Source organism: Desulfuribacillus alkaliarsenatis (genome assembly GCF_001730225.1).
Classification (GTDB): Bacteria; Bacillota; Bacilli; order Desulfuribacillales; family Desulfuribacillaceae; genus Desulfuribacillus; species Desulfuribacillus alkaliarsenatis.
Genome location: NZ_MIJE01000011.1, coordinates 21,318 through 39,655, shown reverse-complemented (window position 1 = coordinate 39,655; position 18,338 = coordinate 21,318). Strand labels below are relative to the sequence as shown.

The 18,338-nt window shown below is 37.4% G+C and carries 23 protein-coding genes; 4 read left to right on the top strand and 19 right to left on the bottom strand.

The window, feature by feature from the left end; genetic code table 11:
* Positions 1–123: 123 nt before the first annotated feature.
* The 12 genes from dnaB to BHF68_RS05930 form a co-directional block, all read right to left on the bottom strand.
* Positions 124–1,458 (bottom strand): replicative DNA helicase, encoded by a 1,335-nt coding sequence (gene dnaB / locus BHF68_RS05985; RefSeq protein ID WP_069642737.1) that lies wholly within the window; start codon positions 1,456–1,458, stop codon positions 124–126.
* A 29-nt stretch (positions 1,459–1,487) separates the two neighbouring features.
* Positions 1,488–1,931 carry a 50S ribosomal protein L9 gene (gene rplI, locus BHF68_RS05980; protein ID WP_069642736.1) on the bottom strand — a complete coding sequence of 148 codons (444 nt, stop codon included), beginning with the start codon at positions 1,929–1,931 and terminating at the stop codon, positions 1,488–1,490.
* Between the two features lie 2 nt (positions 1,932–1,933).
* Positions 1,934–3,904: a DHH family phosphoesterase gene (locus BHF68_RS05975; RefSeq protein WP_084019244.1), complete on the bottom strand. Its 1,971-nt coding sequence runs from the start codon at positions 3,902–3,904 to the stop codon at positions 1,934–1,936.
* A gap of 11 nt (positions 3,905–3,915) precedes the next feature.
* Positions 3,916–4,869 (bottom strand): YybS family protein, encoded by a 954-nt coding sequence (locus BHF68_RS05970; protein WP_069642735.1) that lies wholly within the window; start codon positions 4,867–4,869, stop codon positions 3,916–3,918.
* Positions 4,870–4,872: 3 nt separating this feature from the next.
* Positions 4,873–5,181, bottom strand: coding sequence for a MazG-like family protein (locus tag BHF68_RS05965; RefSeq protein ID WP_069642734.1), 309 nt, complete (start codon positions 5,179–5,181; stop codon positions 4,873–4,875).
* Positions 5,182–5,288: 107 nt separating this feature from the next.
* Positions 5,289–5,525 carry a 30S ribosomal protein S18 gene (gene rpsR / locus BHF68_RS05960; RefSeq protein WP_254006222.1) on the bottom strand — a complete coding sequence of 79 codons (237 nt, stop codon included), beginning with the start codon at positions 5,523–5,525 and terminating at the stop codon, positions 5,289–5,291.
* Positions 5,526–5,542: 17 nt separating this feature from the next.
* Positions 5,543–6,001 carry a single-stranded DNA-binding protein gene (locus BHF68_RS05955; protein ID WP_069642732.1) on the bottom strand — a complete coding sequence of 153 codons (459 nt, stop codon included), beginning with the start codon at positions 5,999–6,001 and terminating at the stop codon, positions 5,543–5,545.
* A gap of 24 nt (positions 6,002–6,025) precedes the next feature.
* Entirely contained in the window at positions 6,026–6,313 is a 288-nt protein-coding gene (gene rpsF / locus BHF68_RS05950; RefSeq protein ID WP_069642731.1) for a 30S ribosomal protein S6, read from the bottom strand.
* Positions 6,314–6,472: 159 nt separating this feature from the next.
* The gene (gene ychF, locus BHF68_RS05945; protein ID WP_069642730.1) at positions 6,473–7,573 is read right to left on the bottom strand and encodes a redox-regulated ATPase YchF; all 1,101 of its coding nucleotides are present in this window, start codon (positions 7,571–7,573) and stop codon (positions 6,473–6,475) included.
* Between the two features lie 79 nt (positions 7,574–7,652).
* On the bottom strand, positions 7,653–7,862 hold the full coding sequence (locus BHF68_RS05940; RefSeq protein ID WP_069642729.1) for a DUF951 domain-containing protein: 210 nt from the start codon (positions 7,860–7,862) through the stop codon (positions 7,653–7,655).
* A gap of 13 nt (positions 7,863–7,875) precedes the next feature.
* The gene (locus BHF68_RS05935; protein ID WP_069642728.1) at positions 7,876–8,127 is read right to left on the bottom strand and encodes a putative Se/S carrier protein; all 252 of its coding nucleotides are present in this window, start codon (positions 8,125–8,127) and stop codon (positions 7,876–7,878) included.
* A 12-nt stretch (positions 8,128–8,139) separates the two neighbouring features.
* Positions 8,140–8,634, bottom strand: coding sequence for a hypothetical protein (locus BHF68_RS05930; RefSeq protein ID WP_069642727.1), 495 nt, complete (start codon positions 8,632–8,634; stop codon positions 8,140–8,142).
* 137 nt (positions 8,635–8,771) lie between these two features.
* Between BHF68_RS05930 and yyaC the strand changes: the two genes are divergently transcribed.
* Positions 8,772–9,425 carry a spore protease YyaC gene (gene yyaC, locus BHF68_RS05925; protein ID WP_084019243.1) on the top strand — a complete coding sequence of 218 codons (654 nt, stop codon included), beginning with the start codon at positions 8,772–8,774 and terminating at the stop codon, positions 9,423–9,425.
* 93 nt (positions 9,426–9,518) lie between these two features.
* Here yyaC and BHF68_RS05920 read toward each other — a convergent pair whose 3' ends face one another.
* The 4 genes from BHF68_RS05920 to BHF68_RS05905 all read right to left on the bottom strand — a co-directional run bounded on the left by BHF68_RS05920 (position 9,519) and on the right by BHF68_RS05905 (position 12,598).
* Positions 9,519–9,929 carry a bactofilin family protein gene (locus BHF68_RS05920; protein WP_069642726.1) on the bottom strand — a complete coding sequence of 137 codons (411 nt, stop codon included), beginning with the start codon at positions 9,927–9,929 and terminating at the stop codon, positions 9,519–9,521.
* Positions 9,930–9,946: 17 nt separating this feature from the next.
* Complete coding sequence (locus BHF68_RS05915; protein ID WP_069642725.1) at positions 9,947–10,858, bottom strand: M23 family metallopeptidase; 912 nt, start codon at positions 10,856–10,858, stop codon at positions 9,947–9,949.
* A gap of 258 nt (positions 10,859–11,116) precedes the next feature.
* On the bottom strand, positions 11,117–11,992 hold the full coding sequence (locus BHF68_RS05910) for a DUF6612 family protein (RefSeq protein WP_069642724.1): 876 nt from the start codon (positions 11,990–11,992) through the stop codon (positions 11,117–11,119).
* A 126-nt stretch (positions 11,993–12,118) separates the two neighbouring features.
* The gene (locus BHF68_RS05905) at positions 12,119–12,598 is read right to left on the bottom strand and encodes a DUF4446 family protein (protein ID WP_069642723.1); all 480 of its coding nucleotides are present in this window, start codon (positions 12,596–12,598) and stop codon (positions 12,119–12,121) included.
* Between the two features lie 69 nt (positions 12,599–12,667).
* On the opposite strand from BHF68_RS05905, the gene larE reads away from it, so the two are divergent.
* From larE to larC, 3 genes are read left to right on the top strand one after another with little or no spacing between them, the layout of a single operon-like run.
* A complete protein-coding gene (larE, locus tag BHF68_RS05900) occupies positions 12,668–13,486 on the top strand; it encodes an ATP-dependent sacrificial sulfur transferase LarE (protein ID WP_069642722.1) in 819 nt (272 codons plus the stop codon).
* A gap of 48 nt (positions 13,487–13,534) precedes the next feature.
* Positions 13,535–14,308 carry a nickel pincer cofactor biosynthesis protein LarB gene (gene larB, locus BHF68_RS05895; RefSeq protein ID WP_069642721.1) on the top strand — a complete coding sequence of 258 codons (774 nt, stop codon included), beginning with the start codon at positions 13,535–13,537 and terminating at the stop codon, positions 14,306–14,308.
* Positions 14,301–15,563, top strand: coding sequence for a nickel pincer cofactor biosynthesis protein LarC (gene larC / locus BHF68_RS05890; protein WP_084019242.1), 1,263 nt, complete (start codon positions 14,301–14,303; stop codon positions 15,561–15,563). Before larB ends, larC begins: the two co-directional genes overlap by 8 nt.
* A 65-nt stretch (positions 15,564–15,628) precedes the next feature.
* Here the strand turns inward: larC and BHF68_RS05885 are convergent, their stop codons facing one another.
* From BHF68_RS05885 to BHF68_RS05875, 3 genes are read right to left on the bottom strand one after another with little or no spacing between them, the layout of a single operon-like run.
* Positions 15,629–16,357 (bottom strand): DUF3784 domain-containing protein, encoded by a 729-nt coding sequence (locus BHF68_RS05885; RefSeq protein WP_084019241.1) that lies wholly within the window; start codon positions 16,355–16,357, stop codon positions 15,629–15,631.
* 51 nt (positions 16,358–16,408) lie between these two features.
* The gene (locus BHF68_RS05880; RefSeq protein WP_254006221.1) at positions 16,409–17,122 is read right to left on the bottom strand and encodes a DUF554 domain-containing protein; all 714 of its coding nucleotides are present in this window, start codon (positions 17,120–17,122) and stop codon (positions 16,409–16,411) included.
* A 14-nt stretch (positions 17,123–17,136) separates the two neighbouring features.
* The gene (locus BHF68_RS05875; protein ID WP_069642720.1) at positions 17,137–18,297 is read right to left on the bottom strand and encodes an aminotransferase class V-fold PLP-dependent enzyme; all 1,161 of its coding nucleotides are present in this window, start codon (positions 18,295–18,297) and stop codon (positions 17,137–17,139) included.
* Positions 18,298–18,338 lie beyond the last annotated feature (41 nt).

Genomic DNA, 18,338 nt, shown 5'->3' with positions numbered 1-18,338 from the left:
ACATTTTTTGACATAGCTTAATATTTGTTCGTAAATCTACGCTATCGCTTTTTAGCGTTAAAGCGTGCGCCGATATATAAAGCACAGGCTGTCTTACTATGCACTGTGCTCTAAAATGATTGACTAATGATTTCTGTCTAGGTTTACGAATTTATTAAATTGCTTTAAAAATACTAGCTCAGCACTACCAACTGGTCCGTTTCTTTGTTTAGCAATTATGATTTCGATAATGTTTTGTTTTTCAGTTTCCTTGTCATAGTAGTCTTCACGGAATAAGAAGCCAACTATATCAGCGTCCTGCTCGATACTTCCCGACTCACGAATATCAGACATCATTGGACGCTTGTCCTGACGCGATTCAACGGCACGACTAAGCTGCGACAAGGCAATAACTGGTACATCTAATTCCCTAGCTAATCCCTTCAATCCTCTAGATATCTCAGAAATCTCCTGCTGACGATTGTCACTGCGTCGGTGTGAGTTAAGTAGCTGTAGGTAATCAATTAACACTAGCCCAAGGCCGTGCTCAGCTTGCAGCCTTCTAAGCTTTGCACGCATTTCTAGCACAGTCAAGTTAGCGGAATCATCTATAAATATCGGCGCATCAGCTAGACGCCCCATGGCCATTGTCATCTTTGGCCAATCGTCTTCCTGTAAATTCCCTGTACGTAAACGATTAGCATCTATATTAGCTTCAGCACAAAGCATACGCTGCACCAGCTGATCCTTTGACATCTCTAGGCTAAAGATTGCAACTGGAACCTTGGAGTGAATTCCAATATTCTGGGCAACATTTAAGGCAAAAGCGGTTTTACCTACAGACGGTCTGGCAGCTATTATTATTAAATCTGACTTCTGAAAACCTGAGGTTAAGCGGTCTAGTTCTGTATAGCCTGTCGGCAAGCCCGTAACTTCACCACGCTGACTATGCAGCTTCTCAATGCGATTAAATGTATCCATTAAGACATCTTTGATTTCCGCGAAGGCTTTACCCATTTTTCTTTGGGATACTTCAAAGATTTTACTCTCAGCTAAATCTAGTAGCTCCGCAATTTCATCGCCACCATCATAGCCTTTTTTAGAAATTTCATTGGCAGCACCAATTAATCTTCTAAGAATAGCCTTTTCTTCTATCTTTCTAGCATAAAATTCAGCGTTTGCTGCCGATGGCACACCATTAGCTAGCTCCGTTAAATAGGTTATTCCGCCAGCTGCTTCAATTAGCTGCTTGCTCTGTAAATGCGTCGTCAAGGTTACTAAGTCGACTGGTTCATTTTTTTCATATATATCTATTGCTGCTCTATAGATAATCTCATGGTTCTTTCGATAGAAATCCTCTGGCTGTAGAAATTCACTGACAGTTATCAGTGCGTTATTATCTAAGAGTATTGAACCTAAAACAGCCTGCTCCGCTTCTACGTGGTGGGGCGGAACTCTGTCATAGATAAGCTCGTCCATTATGTTTGCCTCCCATTAGGCTTTTTTGTCTATTCTTCGATGACTTGAACTGTAAGAGTACCTGTAACCTTTGGATATACTTTAACTTCTACCTTTGTAGTTCCTAGGGTACGTATAGCATCCGCAAGGTTTATTTTTCTTTTATCTATTTTAAGGTTTTGCTTCTTTAATTCATCAGCGATATGCTTTGTTGTTACTGCTCCATATAAACGACCGCCTTCGCCAGCCTTTGTTTTTATTACTATAGATACCTCATCTATTTTTTTAGCTAGTTGTTTGGCCTCTTCCAGCTCTCGCTGCTGTTTTTTCTTTTCGCTATCCTTTTGCTGTTCGAGCTGGCTAACGTTTGCTTTATTAGCCTCAACTGCTAGGTTCTTAGGAAATAAAAAATTGCGTGCGTATCCTTCTGCTACTTCTTTTACTTCACCTTTCTTACCTTTACCTTTAACATCTGCTAAAAATATTACCTTCATCGTTATAAGCTCCCTTCTTCTTTCAGTTGTCTTAGAACTGCCTTAAGCTGATCCTCGGCTTCTTCAATTGTTACGTCCTTAACCTGAGCCGCTGCAGTTGTTAAATGCCCGCCTCCGCCCAGCTTCTCCATAATAATCTGGACATTTACTTCACCCTGACTTCTAGCAGAAATGGCTACTCCGTAATCCACTTCCTGAAGTACAAAGGAGGCGCGAATTCCATCTAAGGTAATTAGTGTATTAGCTGCTTGAGCTATTACTACTGTACCATATCTATCACTTGCCTTTGCCTTTGCAATAGCTATTCCATTCTCATACCGTTCAGCATTTCTAACTATCTCCGAACGCTCTACGAACAAATCAAAATCGTCTGCAAGTAACTTCTGCATTGTCATGCTATCTGCACCTTCACGTCGTAAAAATGATGCCGCTTCAAATGTCCTAGAACCTGTATGTAAAACAAAGTTCTTTGTATCAACAACAATTCCCGCCATTAAGAGGGTGGCAACAATCTGCGAGAGCCTTACACTATTGTATTGATATTCTATTAATTCTGTAATTAACTCACAGGTAGATGAAGCATAGGGTTCAACGTATAATAAAGATGGCTTGTCAAACACTTCCTCGCTTCTTCGATGATGATCAATTACCACTATATTGTTCGTTTGACCAAGGATACGTTTATCCATTGTTAGGCTTGGTTTATTATGATCTACACAGATTAGCAGGCTCTTTTTTCGAATACCGTTAAGGGCCTCCTCAGGTGTTATAATATACTGACCCATGCCATGATCCTTTAGATATTTTACTATCTTTCTTATCGAAGGATTTACCTTATCTAATAAAACATAGCCAGTCTTTCCGACACTTTGTACTATCGATAATGCTCCCAATGCAGACCCGAAGGCATCTGGATCAGGCTGAGTATGTGGCATAATATACACCTTATCACTACTTACAATAAGCTCACGCAAGCTATGGGCCATAACTCGGGCTCTTACCTTTGTCCGTTTCTCAACAGCATCAGTCTTGCCACCAAAATACGTGATTTTGTCACCACGTTTTATTGCAACCTGGTCACCACCACGGGCTAATGCTAAGTCTAAACTTTCTTGCGCTTGCTGGCCTTTTATTACAATTGTATCACTTGTACCTGCTGCTATTCCGAGACTAACAGTAATAAGTATGTCAGTTCTCTCTTCAAGCTTTTTAACTTCATCTAAGATTGAGAAGCGATCCTGCTCTAGGTGATCTAGGATGCTTTGGTCGAATATTAGCATATAGCTCTCTTGCTGTAGTCGTTTAATTAAAATTTTATGACGATGCGCCCATTCGAAAATAATTGTCATTACTTCAGCAAGTAGCATTGAAGAGTCATGCTCGCTCAGCTCTTTGCTCATTTCAATGAAATTGTCTAGCTGTAGCATTCCCACTACAACATTTGAATCCCGAAATTGCTTCTCTAGTGTTAGAATGGCAGTTTCTTCTATGAAATAGACGAGTCCTTCTTCCTTTACATACTGTACTTTAAATACCCGTCCTTCAAATTTAAAATTAGCACTTTCTAGGATTTCCTCATCCTTATTTAGTAAATTAAACTTTGGTGCCCATTCTGCTTGAAAATCGTCACCAACATGTAAGTCCAGCTTGATAGTTTCGCTTATATAGTTATTAAACCAGGCAATATCACCATCGCCGTCTATAACGATAACACCAATAGGCAAAAAAGACATAGCGTGATTTTCGCTACGCTTAATTCTTCGCGCCATTGTCAGGACATATTCTTCCATGCTTTCTCCATACTGAAGCTCTACCCGCTTAAAGTAAACGACTAGAATCAGCCATGCTATCAAAGCAACTAGCGCTATTATGTTATGAAAGAAATATAGCACCGCAATTAAAATACCTGATAAAATCATTGAATAATAAGCAAAAAATCGCGGTCCACGGTTATATATCGTGGAAACTTTCAATCTATTCACCCCTAACGCTGTTTAGGAAGCTTGCGCCAATTGAAGAATATATCAAACATACCTACCCAAGTCATGATTTGTAGCAAAATAGGATGTAATAATATGATTACTATTGGATATTTAATGACTTTAGACCAATTTTTCTTATTCATATAGTACCACACAAGTCCAATTCCCTGCACAGCTAATACTAAAGATAAAATTTGCACTATATTTAACAGTAATGTGTACATGAAATTATCCATACTACCTGTTAAAGTTAGATAAATCATCCCTATAGTCGCAAATATATAGTACCAGAGTATTTTCTTAGGCAACTGAATTTCAGCTATAGATGGCAGTGTAGGTAATGTCTCTTGTTCTCCAAGCCTTCTAATTGTATAACGAGCTGTATGATAATATACGTATGCTATCAGTACTGATACCGCAATTAGAATTGTTGGTAGTAGCAGTCTTATAACCTCAAGTATTGCTTCAATGTCTGCTTCTGTAATAGTTGCACCTAATCCTATTGCACCTAAAAGAGATTCAGAGTCTACAAATGCCTCTTGAATCGTATTGCTTAAATCCGCGAAGATATTATAATCAGTTAGGAATCCGATAATTAATATCGTTAGCAAATTACTCCCTAGTACTGCTAGAACCATTGATGTAAAGGTTACGTTCGCTTGTTTTTTCTGCTGGAAGCAATATCCGCTTGTTATACCTAACAGAATACTATAAATTACTAAGCTAAAGCCAATCACTAATAGGTTAAACAAAATTGACAAAATAACAGCCACAAAGGCTGAGATTAAGGCAATTCGTATTCCTCTGCGATAGGCTATGATTGTAAACGGAATAGGTAAAATTATAAAGCCAATCAGAAATAGTGGTGTGTAAATAGAAGCTATTAGCATTACGAGCCATATAGCTCCTAATATAGCTCCTTCAATCAATCCTCGCAGATTTTCTTGCTTATCCATGGGTCACCTCTTATCTATATGCTGCTGGAGGGCCGACAAATCCCCAAACCACTCCTCTAGTTGATGTCCTGTTTCTTTATTATGTTCAATCTTACTAAGAACCTCTTGGTCAAGCTCCCTAAAGGATAGACCTAGTCTTCTACCTAATATATATGTTAATACGATTATATTTGCCAAAAAATCTACAAAAATTTGTTCACTACCCTTTTGTAATCCTTTAAATAGCCCGGCTACACTGTCTAATAGCTCTGTTTTTAACCAATCAATTATTTTTACATTTTTAGCAATATTAAAGTCTCTTCCATTATCCATTTATAATACACCTCCTATAACATTATACTTTCAACATTGAGGTATATATATCCTGCTTTAATCGTACAAAAAAAGCGGACGATGTAATCATCATCCACTTTATCTTTTTACTCGTTAGTGTATGGTAATAAAGCAAGCTGACGAGCGCGTTTAATCGCTGTTGTTAGCTTACGCTGATGCTTCGCACAGTTACCTGAAATACGACGAGGTAAAATTTTTCCACGTTCTGTTATAAACTTTCCAAGTTTATTTAGCTCTTTGTAGTCAATAGCCGTATTAGACTTGTCTACGCAAAAAGCACATACGCGACGTCTCTTAGTTCCACGTTGTTTACGCAAGAGAATCCCTCCTTACTGTTTCGTTAAAATGGTAAGTCATCATCTGAGATATCGATAACTTTGTCGTTGTTAGCAAAGGGGTCTTTATTACTTGAACGATTCGTATTGTCTTGACCTTGTGATTGGAAGCTCCTTGGTCCCGAAGAACCTTGTTCCCCATCACCAGCACGATCTAAAAATTGGACATTCTCAGCTACTACTTCAAAGGTTCTCACTCGCTGGCCGTCTTTATTTTCATAACTACCAGTTTGAATGCGACCTTCTACGGCAATCTGACTGCCTTTTTTTAGATATTGGGCACATAGCTCTGCTTGCTGCTGCCAGGCGACAATTGTAATCCAATCTGTCTCCCTAGAGCCGTCTTGCTTTTTCGTGCGACGGTTAACAGCTATATTAAAGGACGCTACAGCTGTTCCTTGTTGTGTATAGCGAAGCTCTGGATCTGCTCCTAATCGACCAATTAATACGACTTTGTTAATCATAATACGTTCCCCTCCGTCTCAATTTTACTCGTCAACTCTGAATACTAGGTAACGAATAACTTCGTCACTGATTCTAGTTACACGCTCAAGCTCTGCTACAACTTCAGGTGTAGCATCGAAGTTCTTTAAGAAGTAAAAACCTTCTCTTAAGTGCTTGATTTCATAAGCGAGACGACGTTTTCCCATTTCTTTGAACTCAGTAATTTCTCCGCCTTCGTTAGTAATAACACCTTTTAACTTCTCAACGATTGCAGCGATGTTCTCTTCAGTCAAATCAGGGCGTAAAACGTACATCATTTCGTATTTACGCATTCTTTCACCTCCCCTTGGACTTAGCGGCCTCTGCCAATTAGCAGAAGCAAGGATGGTTGCCATAATTATTAAAATTACAGCTACCAGTTGTACATTATATCAATACCAGCATTAACTTGCAAGTGTTTTTCTTAGATATCTCGCTTTTTGTTATACTTGTTATACATTAAAGCGGAAATGCATTACATCTCCATCTTTCACCACATATTCCTTACCCTCTAATCGAAGCAGGCCTTTTTCCTTAGCGGCAACCATAGAACCAGCGGACATAAGCTCATCGAAGTGTATGACCTCTGCCCTGATAAAGCCTCGTTCAAAGTCTGTATGGATTACTCCTGCCGCTTGTGGAGCTTTAGTGCCTCTACGAATTGTCCAAGCACGTACTTCCTGCTCCCCTGCGGTAAAGTAAGTGTCTAGACCAAGCAGACGATAAGCCGCTTTAATCAATTGATCAAGTCCAGACTCTTGTATGCCCAGTTCTTCAAGGAACATCTCTTTATCTTCGCCATCTAGCTCAGCAATTTCTGATTCTACCTTAGCACTAATAACTACTACCTCAGCACCTTCAGCTTCAGCTAAGTCTACTACTCGTTTGACATATTGGTTATTAGTAAAATCCGTAATCTCGTCTTCACTAACGTTGGTAACATATAGAACTGGCTTTTGTGTGAGTAGGTGAATTGTTTTCATAATCACCTGCTCTTCTTTTGTCAGCTCAACACTTCGAGCTGGTTTTTCATTTGCCAACGCTTCGTGTAGCTTCTCTAACAAGTCATATTCTTCCTTGACTTTTTTATCTTGTGTTTTTAGCATTTTCTTAACCCTGTCTAATCGTTTCTCCACTGACTCTAAATCAGCAAGAATCAACTCCAGGTTAATTGTTTCAATATCACTGATAGGATCTACTTTGCCAGCTACATGGGTGATATTTTCATCTTCAAAGCAGCGAACTACATGGGCAATCGCATCTACTTCACGGATATTGGCTAGAAACTTATTGCCTAAACCCTCTCCTCTACTAGCACCTTTAACGAGGCCAGCGATATCTACGAATTCAAATGCCGTCGGTACTACGCTTTTAGGCTTAACTAGCTCCGTTAGCTTCGTTAATCTCTCATCTGGGACTTGTACAACACCTACGTTAGGATCAATTGTACAAAATGGGTAATTAGCAGATTCTGCACCTGCTTGTGTTATAGCATTAAAAAGAGTAGATTTACCTACGTTCGGCAAACCTACAATACCTACTGAATGTGGCATCTAACAAAACCTCTCCTTACATAAAATAATGGCATTAATAGCTTGTATTATCATACAGTGATTATGGTATAAAGGCAAGCTACTCTTCTGCGCTGCCTTTGCTTAATATCTTTCTAATTCTTCTGTTGAATTTTAACCTTGGAATTAGCACACTACGCCCGCAGTTTTGACATTTGAGACGTATGTCCATTCCCAAGCGAATAATTTTCCACTCATTAGCACCACAAGGGTGGCCTTTTTTTAGCTCTACCACGTCATTAAGCCCATACTCTATATTTCCCTGCGTCAATGCTTATCCCTCCCTATAGCTCAATATATTGCTTGTCCACTTTTTTATAAAAGCTTTTACTAACAACCTGGTGTTCAGTTATTGCTTGCTTCACAGTATCTATATCCTCACTTTTAAATTCTATAGCAAGTCCACAGCCAGCATATAGCGCTGGTGGTATTGGTCTAATATCGAAGTCTATATCCATTGTATCTAATATTGTTTCTAATTGTAAGGCTTGATGGGTCGAGTCGAAGGTTAAAAGTCTATTATAGTTTCTATTCATCTTTAAATTCCTTTAACGAAAAATTTTAATAATAAATGAATCCCTAGAAAGCTCTAACAGCCAGTATGTATCAAATATCGCTTCTGGCAATAAGATGACAGCAATATACAGAAGCATGATAGAACGCACACAGCCTAAAGCTGCATTCAATGTTGTACCTCGAAGCTCGTAGCTATTAAAGGCGGCAACCACATTTCGGACAATTACTATTACTGCAGCTAGTAACATAAGCAGTAGAAAATACGAAAATAAGTCAATGGCGGCTGTTATTAAAGCTTCCCTATGCAACTGTGTTGTATGTATTGGGTCTAGCCATAGATAAAATGCTATTAAATTCTCTTTAATACTGCCAATGGGTAGTTGAGTTATATTTAATGGTTCAATAGTTAAGTAAAATAAGACGACAAAACAAATAGCAATAATGTCTCCTATAAGATAATACAAGTTTGTTTCTTTGCCTATGATTATACCCCAAATTATTAGAGCAAATATTATTATATCAATCATAGTAGTTTTTTTCCATGAGCCTCCTTCAACAAAATCCCTACATACAAAGAAAATCCTGTGAGTATAGTTTTGATACGTATAAAATATTTGTTTCTTCTACATACTGATATTACTTTTTGAAATGGGAGCGATAAACTATGTTCAGAAGAAACAAAGATTCAGATAATACTAGAGCTTTAGATAACTCTACTGTTACTAAAGATTCTAGCGAAGTATATAAAGTCGATTACACAACGCCAAATGCTACATTTAAAGTTGTTGACGGGCTAAAGAAGCTTTTAACAAATAAAGATGCTAATCAAGATATCGTTATCGTATGTATTGGTACTGATCGTTCTACCGGTGATTCGTTAGGACCCTTAGTCGGTACTAGGCTACAATCCTATCATGTTAAAAATGCTCATGTGTTAGGTACTTTAGATGAACCAGTTCATGCAATGAATTTATCAGAAACTATGCTGAAAATAGAAAATTTATACCATAAACCTTTTGTCATAGCTATTGATGCCTGTCTAGGCAAGCTTAATAGTGTTGGTAATATTACAGTCGGTATGGGCTCATTAAAGCCTGGTGCTGGAGTTAATAAAGACCTTCCTGAGATTGGCGACGTATATATTACAGGAACTGTTAATGTAGGAGGCTTTATGGAATATCTAGTTCTTCAAAATACGCGCTTAAGCATCGTGATGAATATGGCAAACATGATAGCTAGATCAATTAGTATAGCCCTCATTAGTCCTAGTATTAATAAGCATATTCAGGAACGTGTTCCATCATATTCACTGTCTTAAGGCAATAATAAAAGCTACCTAGATGAGTTTTTAGCTCAACTAACGTAGCTTTTTTTGGGATTCTAATTATTATCTTTTACTAAGGGGCTGAGATTAGGAAGCTTTAGATTTGCCACCCTTATTATTTTGATTGTTCTGATTGTTGCTAGAATGCTTTCTTTCCTCACCCATAACACATTTTCCTTTAAATGTTGCCCCTTCTTCTATAACTATTGACTTCGTATCTATATCTCCTTCAACTACTCCTTTTTGAAGGATTGTCGTTTTATCTTTTACGCTTATGTTTCCACGGATTTTTCCTGCGATTGTAATGTTACTAGCATCTACATCAGCAGTAACCTCACCCTGGTCTCCAATTATAATATCTCCAGTTGTTTCTATGCTGCCTTTCAGCTTGCCATCTATTCGAACTATCCCTGTCGCTTTAATACTACCTTCGAATTCTGTCCCTGGACCTACTACTGTATCTACTTTGTCTACTCTCTGTGCTGCCTTCTTAAACATAGTGTCCCTCCTAGGAATTATGGTAAATATTTGTATGGATCAATTGCATTACCGTTTACTATTACTTCGTAATGAAGATGAGGCCCCGTTGCTCTGCCTGTTGCCCCCATATAACCAACTAGTGCACCTTTCTTAACATGCTGTCCTGGCTCAACTGTATAACGTGATAAGTGTGCATATCTAGTTGAGATTCCATTACCATGGTTTATTAGTATACTACGACCGTACCCACCGTCAAACTTCGCAAAAACTATTCTTCCATCTGCTGTTGCGTAGATTGGTGTCCCCGTCCGATTTGCAATATCAATACCTGTATGGAAGTCAGGACGATATGTAAAAGGGTCTGTACGCATTCCAAAACCTGAAACCATATTACCACTGGTTGGCCAAATTGACGGAATAGCTGCTAGCTCTTGATGTCTTTCCTGTAGTAAAGATTGAACCTCCTGCAAACTTTCTTCACGCATTGGCAGTGAGTCTTTAACGGCCTGAACAGCACCCTGCGCCTCTGTCGCAAGCAATGAGCTCGCAGTAACCCTCGACTTCTCATCAGGTTCTTCTTCAACTAGTGCCAGCCTGTTTTGTTGTGAAAAATAAGATTTAGTTGGATCAAACTCATTTGCTTTTCTAATTTGTTGATCTAACTCTTCAATTCTAGCTACCTTTTCGCGAAGTTCAATAGCATCCCTAGCTACAACAGCAAACTCTCGCGTCAATGATTTGTTTTCAGCAATGCTTCTTTGAGCGTATTGAGCTTCTTCTCGATAGTCATAATACTGCTTAATAAACATTATTGCAAAAATGGAAGTCATTACTAATGCAATTGATAGAATTTTAAATATATATACTGGCACATTCAGTACAACTGATTCCTTTTCAGAGTGCGGGATAATCATGATAGTAAAGTGCTTGTTATTATCCTTGCTCACGTTATCTCTCCTCTTTAAAACTAATTTTCAACCTAGATTTTCCACTTGTAATTTGTGAGAAAAATCACGACCCTATACATATTCAACTAAATATTAAAAAATCCTGCCTAAATTAACAATTTTTCTGATTTTTTTAAAATTTTTGTTGAAATTTGTCGAAACTTCTTTTAAATTATAAAAAAAGTTGCTACAAACAGAGCTTTAGTCCTCGTTTGTCAGCAACCAAAAATTTCATTTAGATATTCAATTTTTTAGAACTTAATAGCTTGTAACAGGAATGCTATTCATCAAAAATTCATCAAAGCTTACAGCTGAGGAAAGCACATTCTCTGGTATTTCTATAGCTGCAAATTGACCAAACTGACTATAGTGAGCAGCTATATTTTGTTCTACTGCCATTATATGTCCATCATAGTCTATCTCAATTTTGATATCCAGTTCTATGCGCTCTTGATAATTTGTCTCTTTGTCTACCCATAGTTTCAGGGATAGTTGATTTATATTTAAGCTTTGAAAAATATCTTCGGAGGCGTCTGCTAGGTTAGCTCCTATATTTTCAACCATGTCTATAATAATATCAGAAAATATACTTCTAATCTGTTCTTCTTCAGATATGTCTATTGTTAGTACATAGTACCTGTCTTCTTCAACTACCGTGGCTAGCTCTTTCCCATCATTAAAGCTTTGTACTAAGTAACTCGGATTTAATTCAAAGCCTAGATTTCCTAAGTTAGCAATCGGCTCTACCAACCACACTTCACCCAACAAAGGGTTTTTCATGTAAAGTTTATCATCCACCAGGTAATACAACAGCTTGTTATTCTTTAAGTCTGATAGCTCTGGTACCAGTGCATCCCCTAATTCCATGCCTAATGCCATTTCTATACTTAAGGGGTTCTCAATAGTTCTGCCTTCCATATTCATTTGCATTTCTATAACATCACTGAATTCATCCGATGTTAGATACATCTTTTGTTTAATGTCCATTGTAAACGCATAGGAATTAGCTTGTTCCATGGCGATAATAGAATCTCCATATATAGCCATTGTTTTACTGTCCTGACTAGAACTACAGCCTGCCAAAGTGCTAAATATCAACATGCTAGCGAAGAATATGATAATACATCTTTTCATCGGCTTTTCTCCCATCTATACTAGTCCAATTAATATGTTTTTATCATTGTATTAAAGCATTTCATTAATATGATTACAATTTGATAATATCATAATATAGATTTCATATATCTTCTTTCCGAATAACTATTTGGTTAATTTAGCCAACACTTCTTGCTCTTCATCTGTTAATGGGTACCTCGATTCGCCTTTAATAATTGGTTTAGCATATACTCGCTGATCATGGCGGTTATATAGACTCGTGATAACAAATCCTTCTTTGTTATCATTCAATACTGCAATCGTAAAGCTTAAATCATTACCAGATTCCTCATAGGCGTTATATCTAATCATACGGATATTAGCAGCTTTAGCCTTCAACAGTAGACGTAAATCTTTGATTTCCTGCTCACAACCAAGCAACCGTTCACCAAAATGGTCTACTCGATCAATGTATTTTAATAAAATTTCCTCTAAGTTTTCTTCTTTCATACCGCGCATTAGCTTATTCTGATTCTTTTGTATTTTTGATAATCTTACAGCTTGCAAAATTGTTACAAATATAAGTATAGTAATACCTATAATTAAACCTATAAGAACATATTCTAATTGTTCTGGAGTAAACATGGCTAGCGTACATCCTTTCTATGTATATAACTTATTGTGTTATTATCAAGTAAAAATTAGGAGGTTCTAATGAAAATAAATGTGGAACTATTTAACAAATTAACGGCACTAGATAATATCCTTAAGGAAATGGGCTCTGTTGTAATTGCCTTTTCTGGAGGTGTAGATAGTACATTCCTGCTCGCAAGGGCAAAGCATATACTTAATGATAATGTTATAGCTGTAACAGCAGCCTCTGAAACCTTTCCAGCTAAAGAGGTTGAGTTTGCAAAGAAAATTGCAGACCACTTATCAGTAAGCCATATTGTAACACAAATAGAAGAACTAAAAAATGAACATTTTGTTAATAACGATAAATATCGATGCTACCATTGTAAAAATGGTCTTTTTTCTCATATATTGGAAATTGCCAGTGAGCATAATGTTACTGTAGTTTCAGATGGCTCTAACTTAGATGATTGCCAGGATTATCGACCTGGACTTAACGCGTTAAAAGAGCTTGGTATTCGTAGCCCTTTAATTGAAGCAGAGTTCACTAAGGATGATATCCGTATAATATCCAAAGAAATGAACTTAGAAACCTGGAATAAACCATCCTTCGCCTGCCTATCTTCTAGAATTCCATATGGGGTAGAAATTACACAGGAAAAGATTAATCAAATTGAGGCCGCAGAAGAATTTTTAAAAGCTTTAACATTAAAACAGGTTCGTGTACGCTATCATGATACTATCGCACGCATTGAAGTCTTGCCTGAAGACTTTACTACACTTATTGCTAATGCCGAAGAAATTAATCAGTACTTAACTAGCATAGGCTTTAATTACGTTACAATGGATCTTGCAGGCTATAAATCTGGTAGTATGAATAGGATTTTAAAGAAACCTTAGGTATTATGTAGTTTAGGTATTATGTAATTGAAGGGGGCTAACCTAGCAATGGATAAAAATAGGAATAAACTTGCAGATATTCTTAAGCAGGTACAGGAAAACAACTTACCTGTAGATGAAGCCGTGGAATTATTATCTTTTGAAAATTTAGATTTTGTTAAGGTTGATCATAGTAGAAATTTAAGAAATGGCTTTCCAGAGGTTGTTTTTAGCCTAGGCAAAACACCAGATCAGGTAGCCACTATTATGCAAGCTATAAATAAACATTCAGAAATTGTATTAGCAACAAGGGCAACTCTCGAGCATTACAATGCTGTCAAAAAGCTAATACCCGATGCTAATTATTTTGAGCAGGCAAGATGTATTACCGTAGGACAACCTTCTACAGCTTTAAAAGGCTATCGAGTAGCTGTTGTAGCTGCTGGTACTGCTGATATTCCAGTAGCTGAGGAGGCGGTTGTTACCTTGCAGGCAATGGGAATTACGGTAGAGCGCGTTTATGATGTCGGTGTTGCTGGTATCCATCGGCTTTTTTCCCACGTTGATCTGTTAAGGGAGGTACAGGCTACAATTGTAATAGCTGGCATGGAAGGAGCACTTCCAAGTGTTGTAGGCGGATTGGTATCAAGTCCAATCATTGCAGTTCCTACAAGTGTTGGATATGGAGCGCATTTTAATGGCCTTGCTCCATTATTAACAATGCTAAATAGTTGTGCAAGTGGTGTCACTGTTGTTAATATAGATAATGGCTTTGGAGCTGCATTTGCTGCAGGTTCTATATGCAGGACTATAAATAATTTCAGGAGGACTCCTAATGATTGAAGCACAGGCTAGCTCAAACTCTGATGACAGCATTAAATCTATAAATAAAATTTTGTACATAGACCCTATCTCTGGTATCTCAGGAGATATGTTTCTTGCTGCATGTGTCGATTTAGGAGTTAACCCAGATACACTAAAAGCTAAGCTTCAAAACCTTACCTTAGACTCATTTCAATTAAATTTCAACACTGTATTAAAAAATGGTATCAGAGCTATCTCAACAGATATTTCAATTATAGAACGCCCTATGACGACCGATGCTGACGCTAGCTCTAATGGCCATGTACACCGGCACTTGCATCACATTCAAAGCATAATTAATTCTAGTAGTCTTTCAGATAATGCTAAATCTATAGCTAATAAAATATTTTTAATAATTGCTGAGGCCGAGGCTTTTATACATAATACTACCGTTGAAAAAGTCCATTTCCATGAGGTAGGAGCTATGGATTCTATTATAGACATAATGGGGGCAGCTATATGTATAGACGAGCTTAAAGTCGATACAATAATATGTGGCCATGTACCAACTGGATATGGATCAGTTTCTTGTGAACATGGAGTTTTTCCAGTTCCAGCTCCTGCTACCCTAGAAATATTACGGGATATACCTATTAAGCATAAGCCTATAGAAGCAGAGCTTACTACACCAACAGGAGCAGCAATACTTAAAGCAATTACCTCAGCATACTCGGCTTGCATTCCTGATATGAAAGTGACAAAAATAGGCTATGGCGCTGGCAATAAAGATTTTGCACACCCTAATGTTCTTCGTCTACTATTAGGCACTATAGATACAGATTACAAGCATAACAATTCATTAACCAATAAAAAACTAGTAGCTATAGAAGCAACTATTGATGATATGCAACCTGAATTTTACCAACATATTATCGATAGAATGATGGCTGCAGGAGCTAAGGAAGCATTCTTCCTTCCAGCTATTATGAAAAAAGATCGTACTGGGACACTGTTAAAGGCATTGGTCGATATGGACAACCTACAGCAGGTGAAAAATATTATATTCCATGAGACCTCTACACTCGGAATTCGTTTATGGGGCGTAAATCGAGAAGCTTTAGAGCGTAGATATGACAAAGTTATTGTACGTGGCCATGAAATCTCTGTAAAAGTAGGGTTGTTAAACAATCGAGTCGTCAATATTGCCCCAGAATACGAAGATTGCAAGCGTGTCGCATTAAAGACAGAAGCTCCTATAAAGTTAATATATCAAGAAGCTTTGAAGCAAATATAATAAAGGGAGCTTACGAGGGCCATTAGGCTCCAGTAAGTTCCCTTTAAATTAATTATAGACCATAATTATTTTAATTTAGTTGTGATTTCTAAATATAGCTGCTCAGTAGTTATAGATTCACTATCATTTATAAATATATGATGTCTATCTGAAACTATCTCTATAAACGGTGGGTTATTTACATTTACAAAAAGCTTTGCAGCACCGATATTTTCTAATCTAAAATTTCCTTTGCGTATGCTACCAACTGAAGAGCCGTTTGTTCTTCTTTCAATGTTTGGTAAGATATCAACCAGCTCTACACTTTGTATCATTTGGTATTCTAACGTTAAACCGTACATACCTGTTATCTGAATATAATCATCTTCTATTACAATTTCTGATGACTGCGAGCTCATATACATCAGGGCAGCTACTCCTATTAAAGGAACTGCAATCACGCTTCCTACAATCCATTTAACACTTTTTTTCATCTCGCCCTGTTCATTATAATTGTTGCCATCATAAGACTGAGCCTTAATTAACAGCATAATAGTTGCAATACCATATAACACAATTGCAGCTAGAACAGCCCAGGTAATTTGGAAATGTAGTAGTATACCTGCTAGCAAGAATACACCTGCACCAACAAAGCAGTATAAACCCATTAATCGGCTTAAGCCTTCTATATCTACTTTCTTTTTCTTTTCTGCGGTCATGGTATTGTAACCAGCAATTAGCCAATACCATTTCAAATATCTAATCATAATTCCCATTACTAAAAAAACTATCGCGACTAATAGCAAACCAAGCAAAGAAAATCACCTCCAGTTATCTGTAATGGTCTAACTCTCAAGCTAAAACATTTAAAACATTGATATTATAATCATTATTATTGCTGCAATGAAAATAGACGGCAGCATATTAGCAACTCTTACGTTTTTAATTTCTAAAAGATTCAAACCGATCCCCATTATGAGCAGTCCACCAACTGCCCTAATTTCATATATTACACCATCATGCAAATAATCAGCCAAAGAGCTTGCAAGTAAAGCGATTGCCCCTTGATAAATAAAAACTGCCGCTGCCGATAACATAACACCTATACCCATAGTTGATGCGAATATAATAGCGCTAAAACCATCTAACGTTGCTTTTGTATATAATACATCGTGGTTATATAGTAAGCCGCTGTCTAATGCGCCGACTATAGCCATTGATCCTACGCAATAGATAAGGGTTGCAAATACAAATCCTTTAGCAATTTTCCCTTCTGATTTACCATCTTTCTTTCTTGTAAATAGCTTTTCTACCCTTATTCCAACTTGATTTAATCGATCTTCTAATCGTAGTATTTCGCCAATTAATCCACCTATAACAGCACTTACTATTAGTACCAAAGCATTTTGTGTACCCATAGCCATATCTATTCCAATAACTATAACTGCCAGTCCAATAGCCTGCATGACTGTTTTCTTGAATTGTTCAGGTATTTTAGGTAGTAAGACTCCAATTAATGCCCCTATAATTATTGCTATTGTATTTACTATTGTTCCTTGTAGTACGATTAAGGTCCCCATGATCTCTTCTCCTATTACATTTCTTCAGTAATTTCTTCTATTGCATCAATAAACCTTTCAACATCCGCTATGGTATTAAAATATCCAGGACTTGCCCTGATGATTCCTTGCTGTAAGGTGCCTATTGCTGTATGACCAGCAGGAGAGCAATGATGTCCTGCTCTTACGGCTATGTTATATACTTTATCTAACATATAGGCAGCTTCGTTACTTTCAATGCCAACTATATTAAATGCAACTACTGCTGCTCTCTCTATGCTTATCGGTGGTCCGTATACATTTACCTTATCTAGCCCTTGCAGCTTCTCAAGCATAGTGCGAGTGATCATCCATTCATGCTCTCTAATTAAATCGATGCCCTGCTCATTTATAAAAGAAACGCCCGCATTCAAACCAGCAATACCTGGTGTGTTTGGAGTGCCACTTTCATAACGATCAGGACGTACAGTGGGCATCTCCTTAGATTCAGAGTTTCCACCTGTGCCACCATATAATAAAGGCTCTAATTCAATATCTGGGCTAATATAAAGTCCACCTGTGCCTTGAGGTCCAAATAAACCCTTATGACCTGGAAAAGCATAAAAATCAATGCCCCATTCTTCAACAGGAGTATCAAATACCCCTGCAGTTTGTGCGCCATCAACAGCTACTCTAACACCGTTCCTTTTTGCAATTTTACAAGCTTCCTTCAATGGAAATAGAGTGCCGACAACATTGGATGCATGAGACACAATCAGCAGCCTTGTATTCGGATATTGTCGTATCTGTTCTTCTATCCGCTCAACATCAGTTTCACCAAAATTATTTACAGGAAGAGCAGAATACGTTATTCCTTTGCTTTTTAAAAATTCGAGGGGTCTAATTACCGAGTTGTGCTCTAAACTAGATGTTATAACATGGTCTCCCGTTTTCAAATACTGCAATAACGGTATATTTAATGATTCCGTAGTATTTTTTGTGAATATGATATTACTTGGATTGTCTACATGAAAAAGCTTTGCTAGGTTCTTACGACAATTAAATATAATTCGTCCAGCTTCTAGAGCCATGGAATGAGCGCCTCTGCCTGGATTTGCACCAATGTTTAAAATAGTCTCATAGGTTGCCTTAGCTACCTCGGGTGGCTTTGGCCATGAAGATGCTGCATTATCTAAGTATAATATGTCATCTGCCATTACATATCACCTCACTTTAATATTGAATAGCTTATACAATA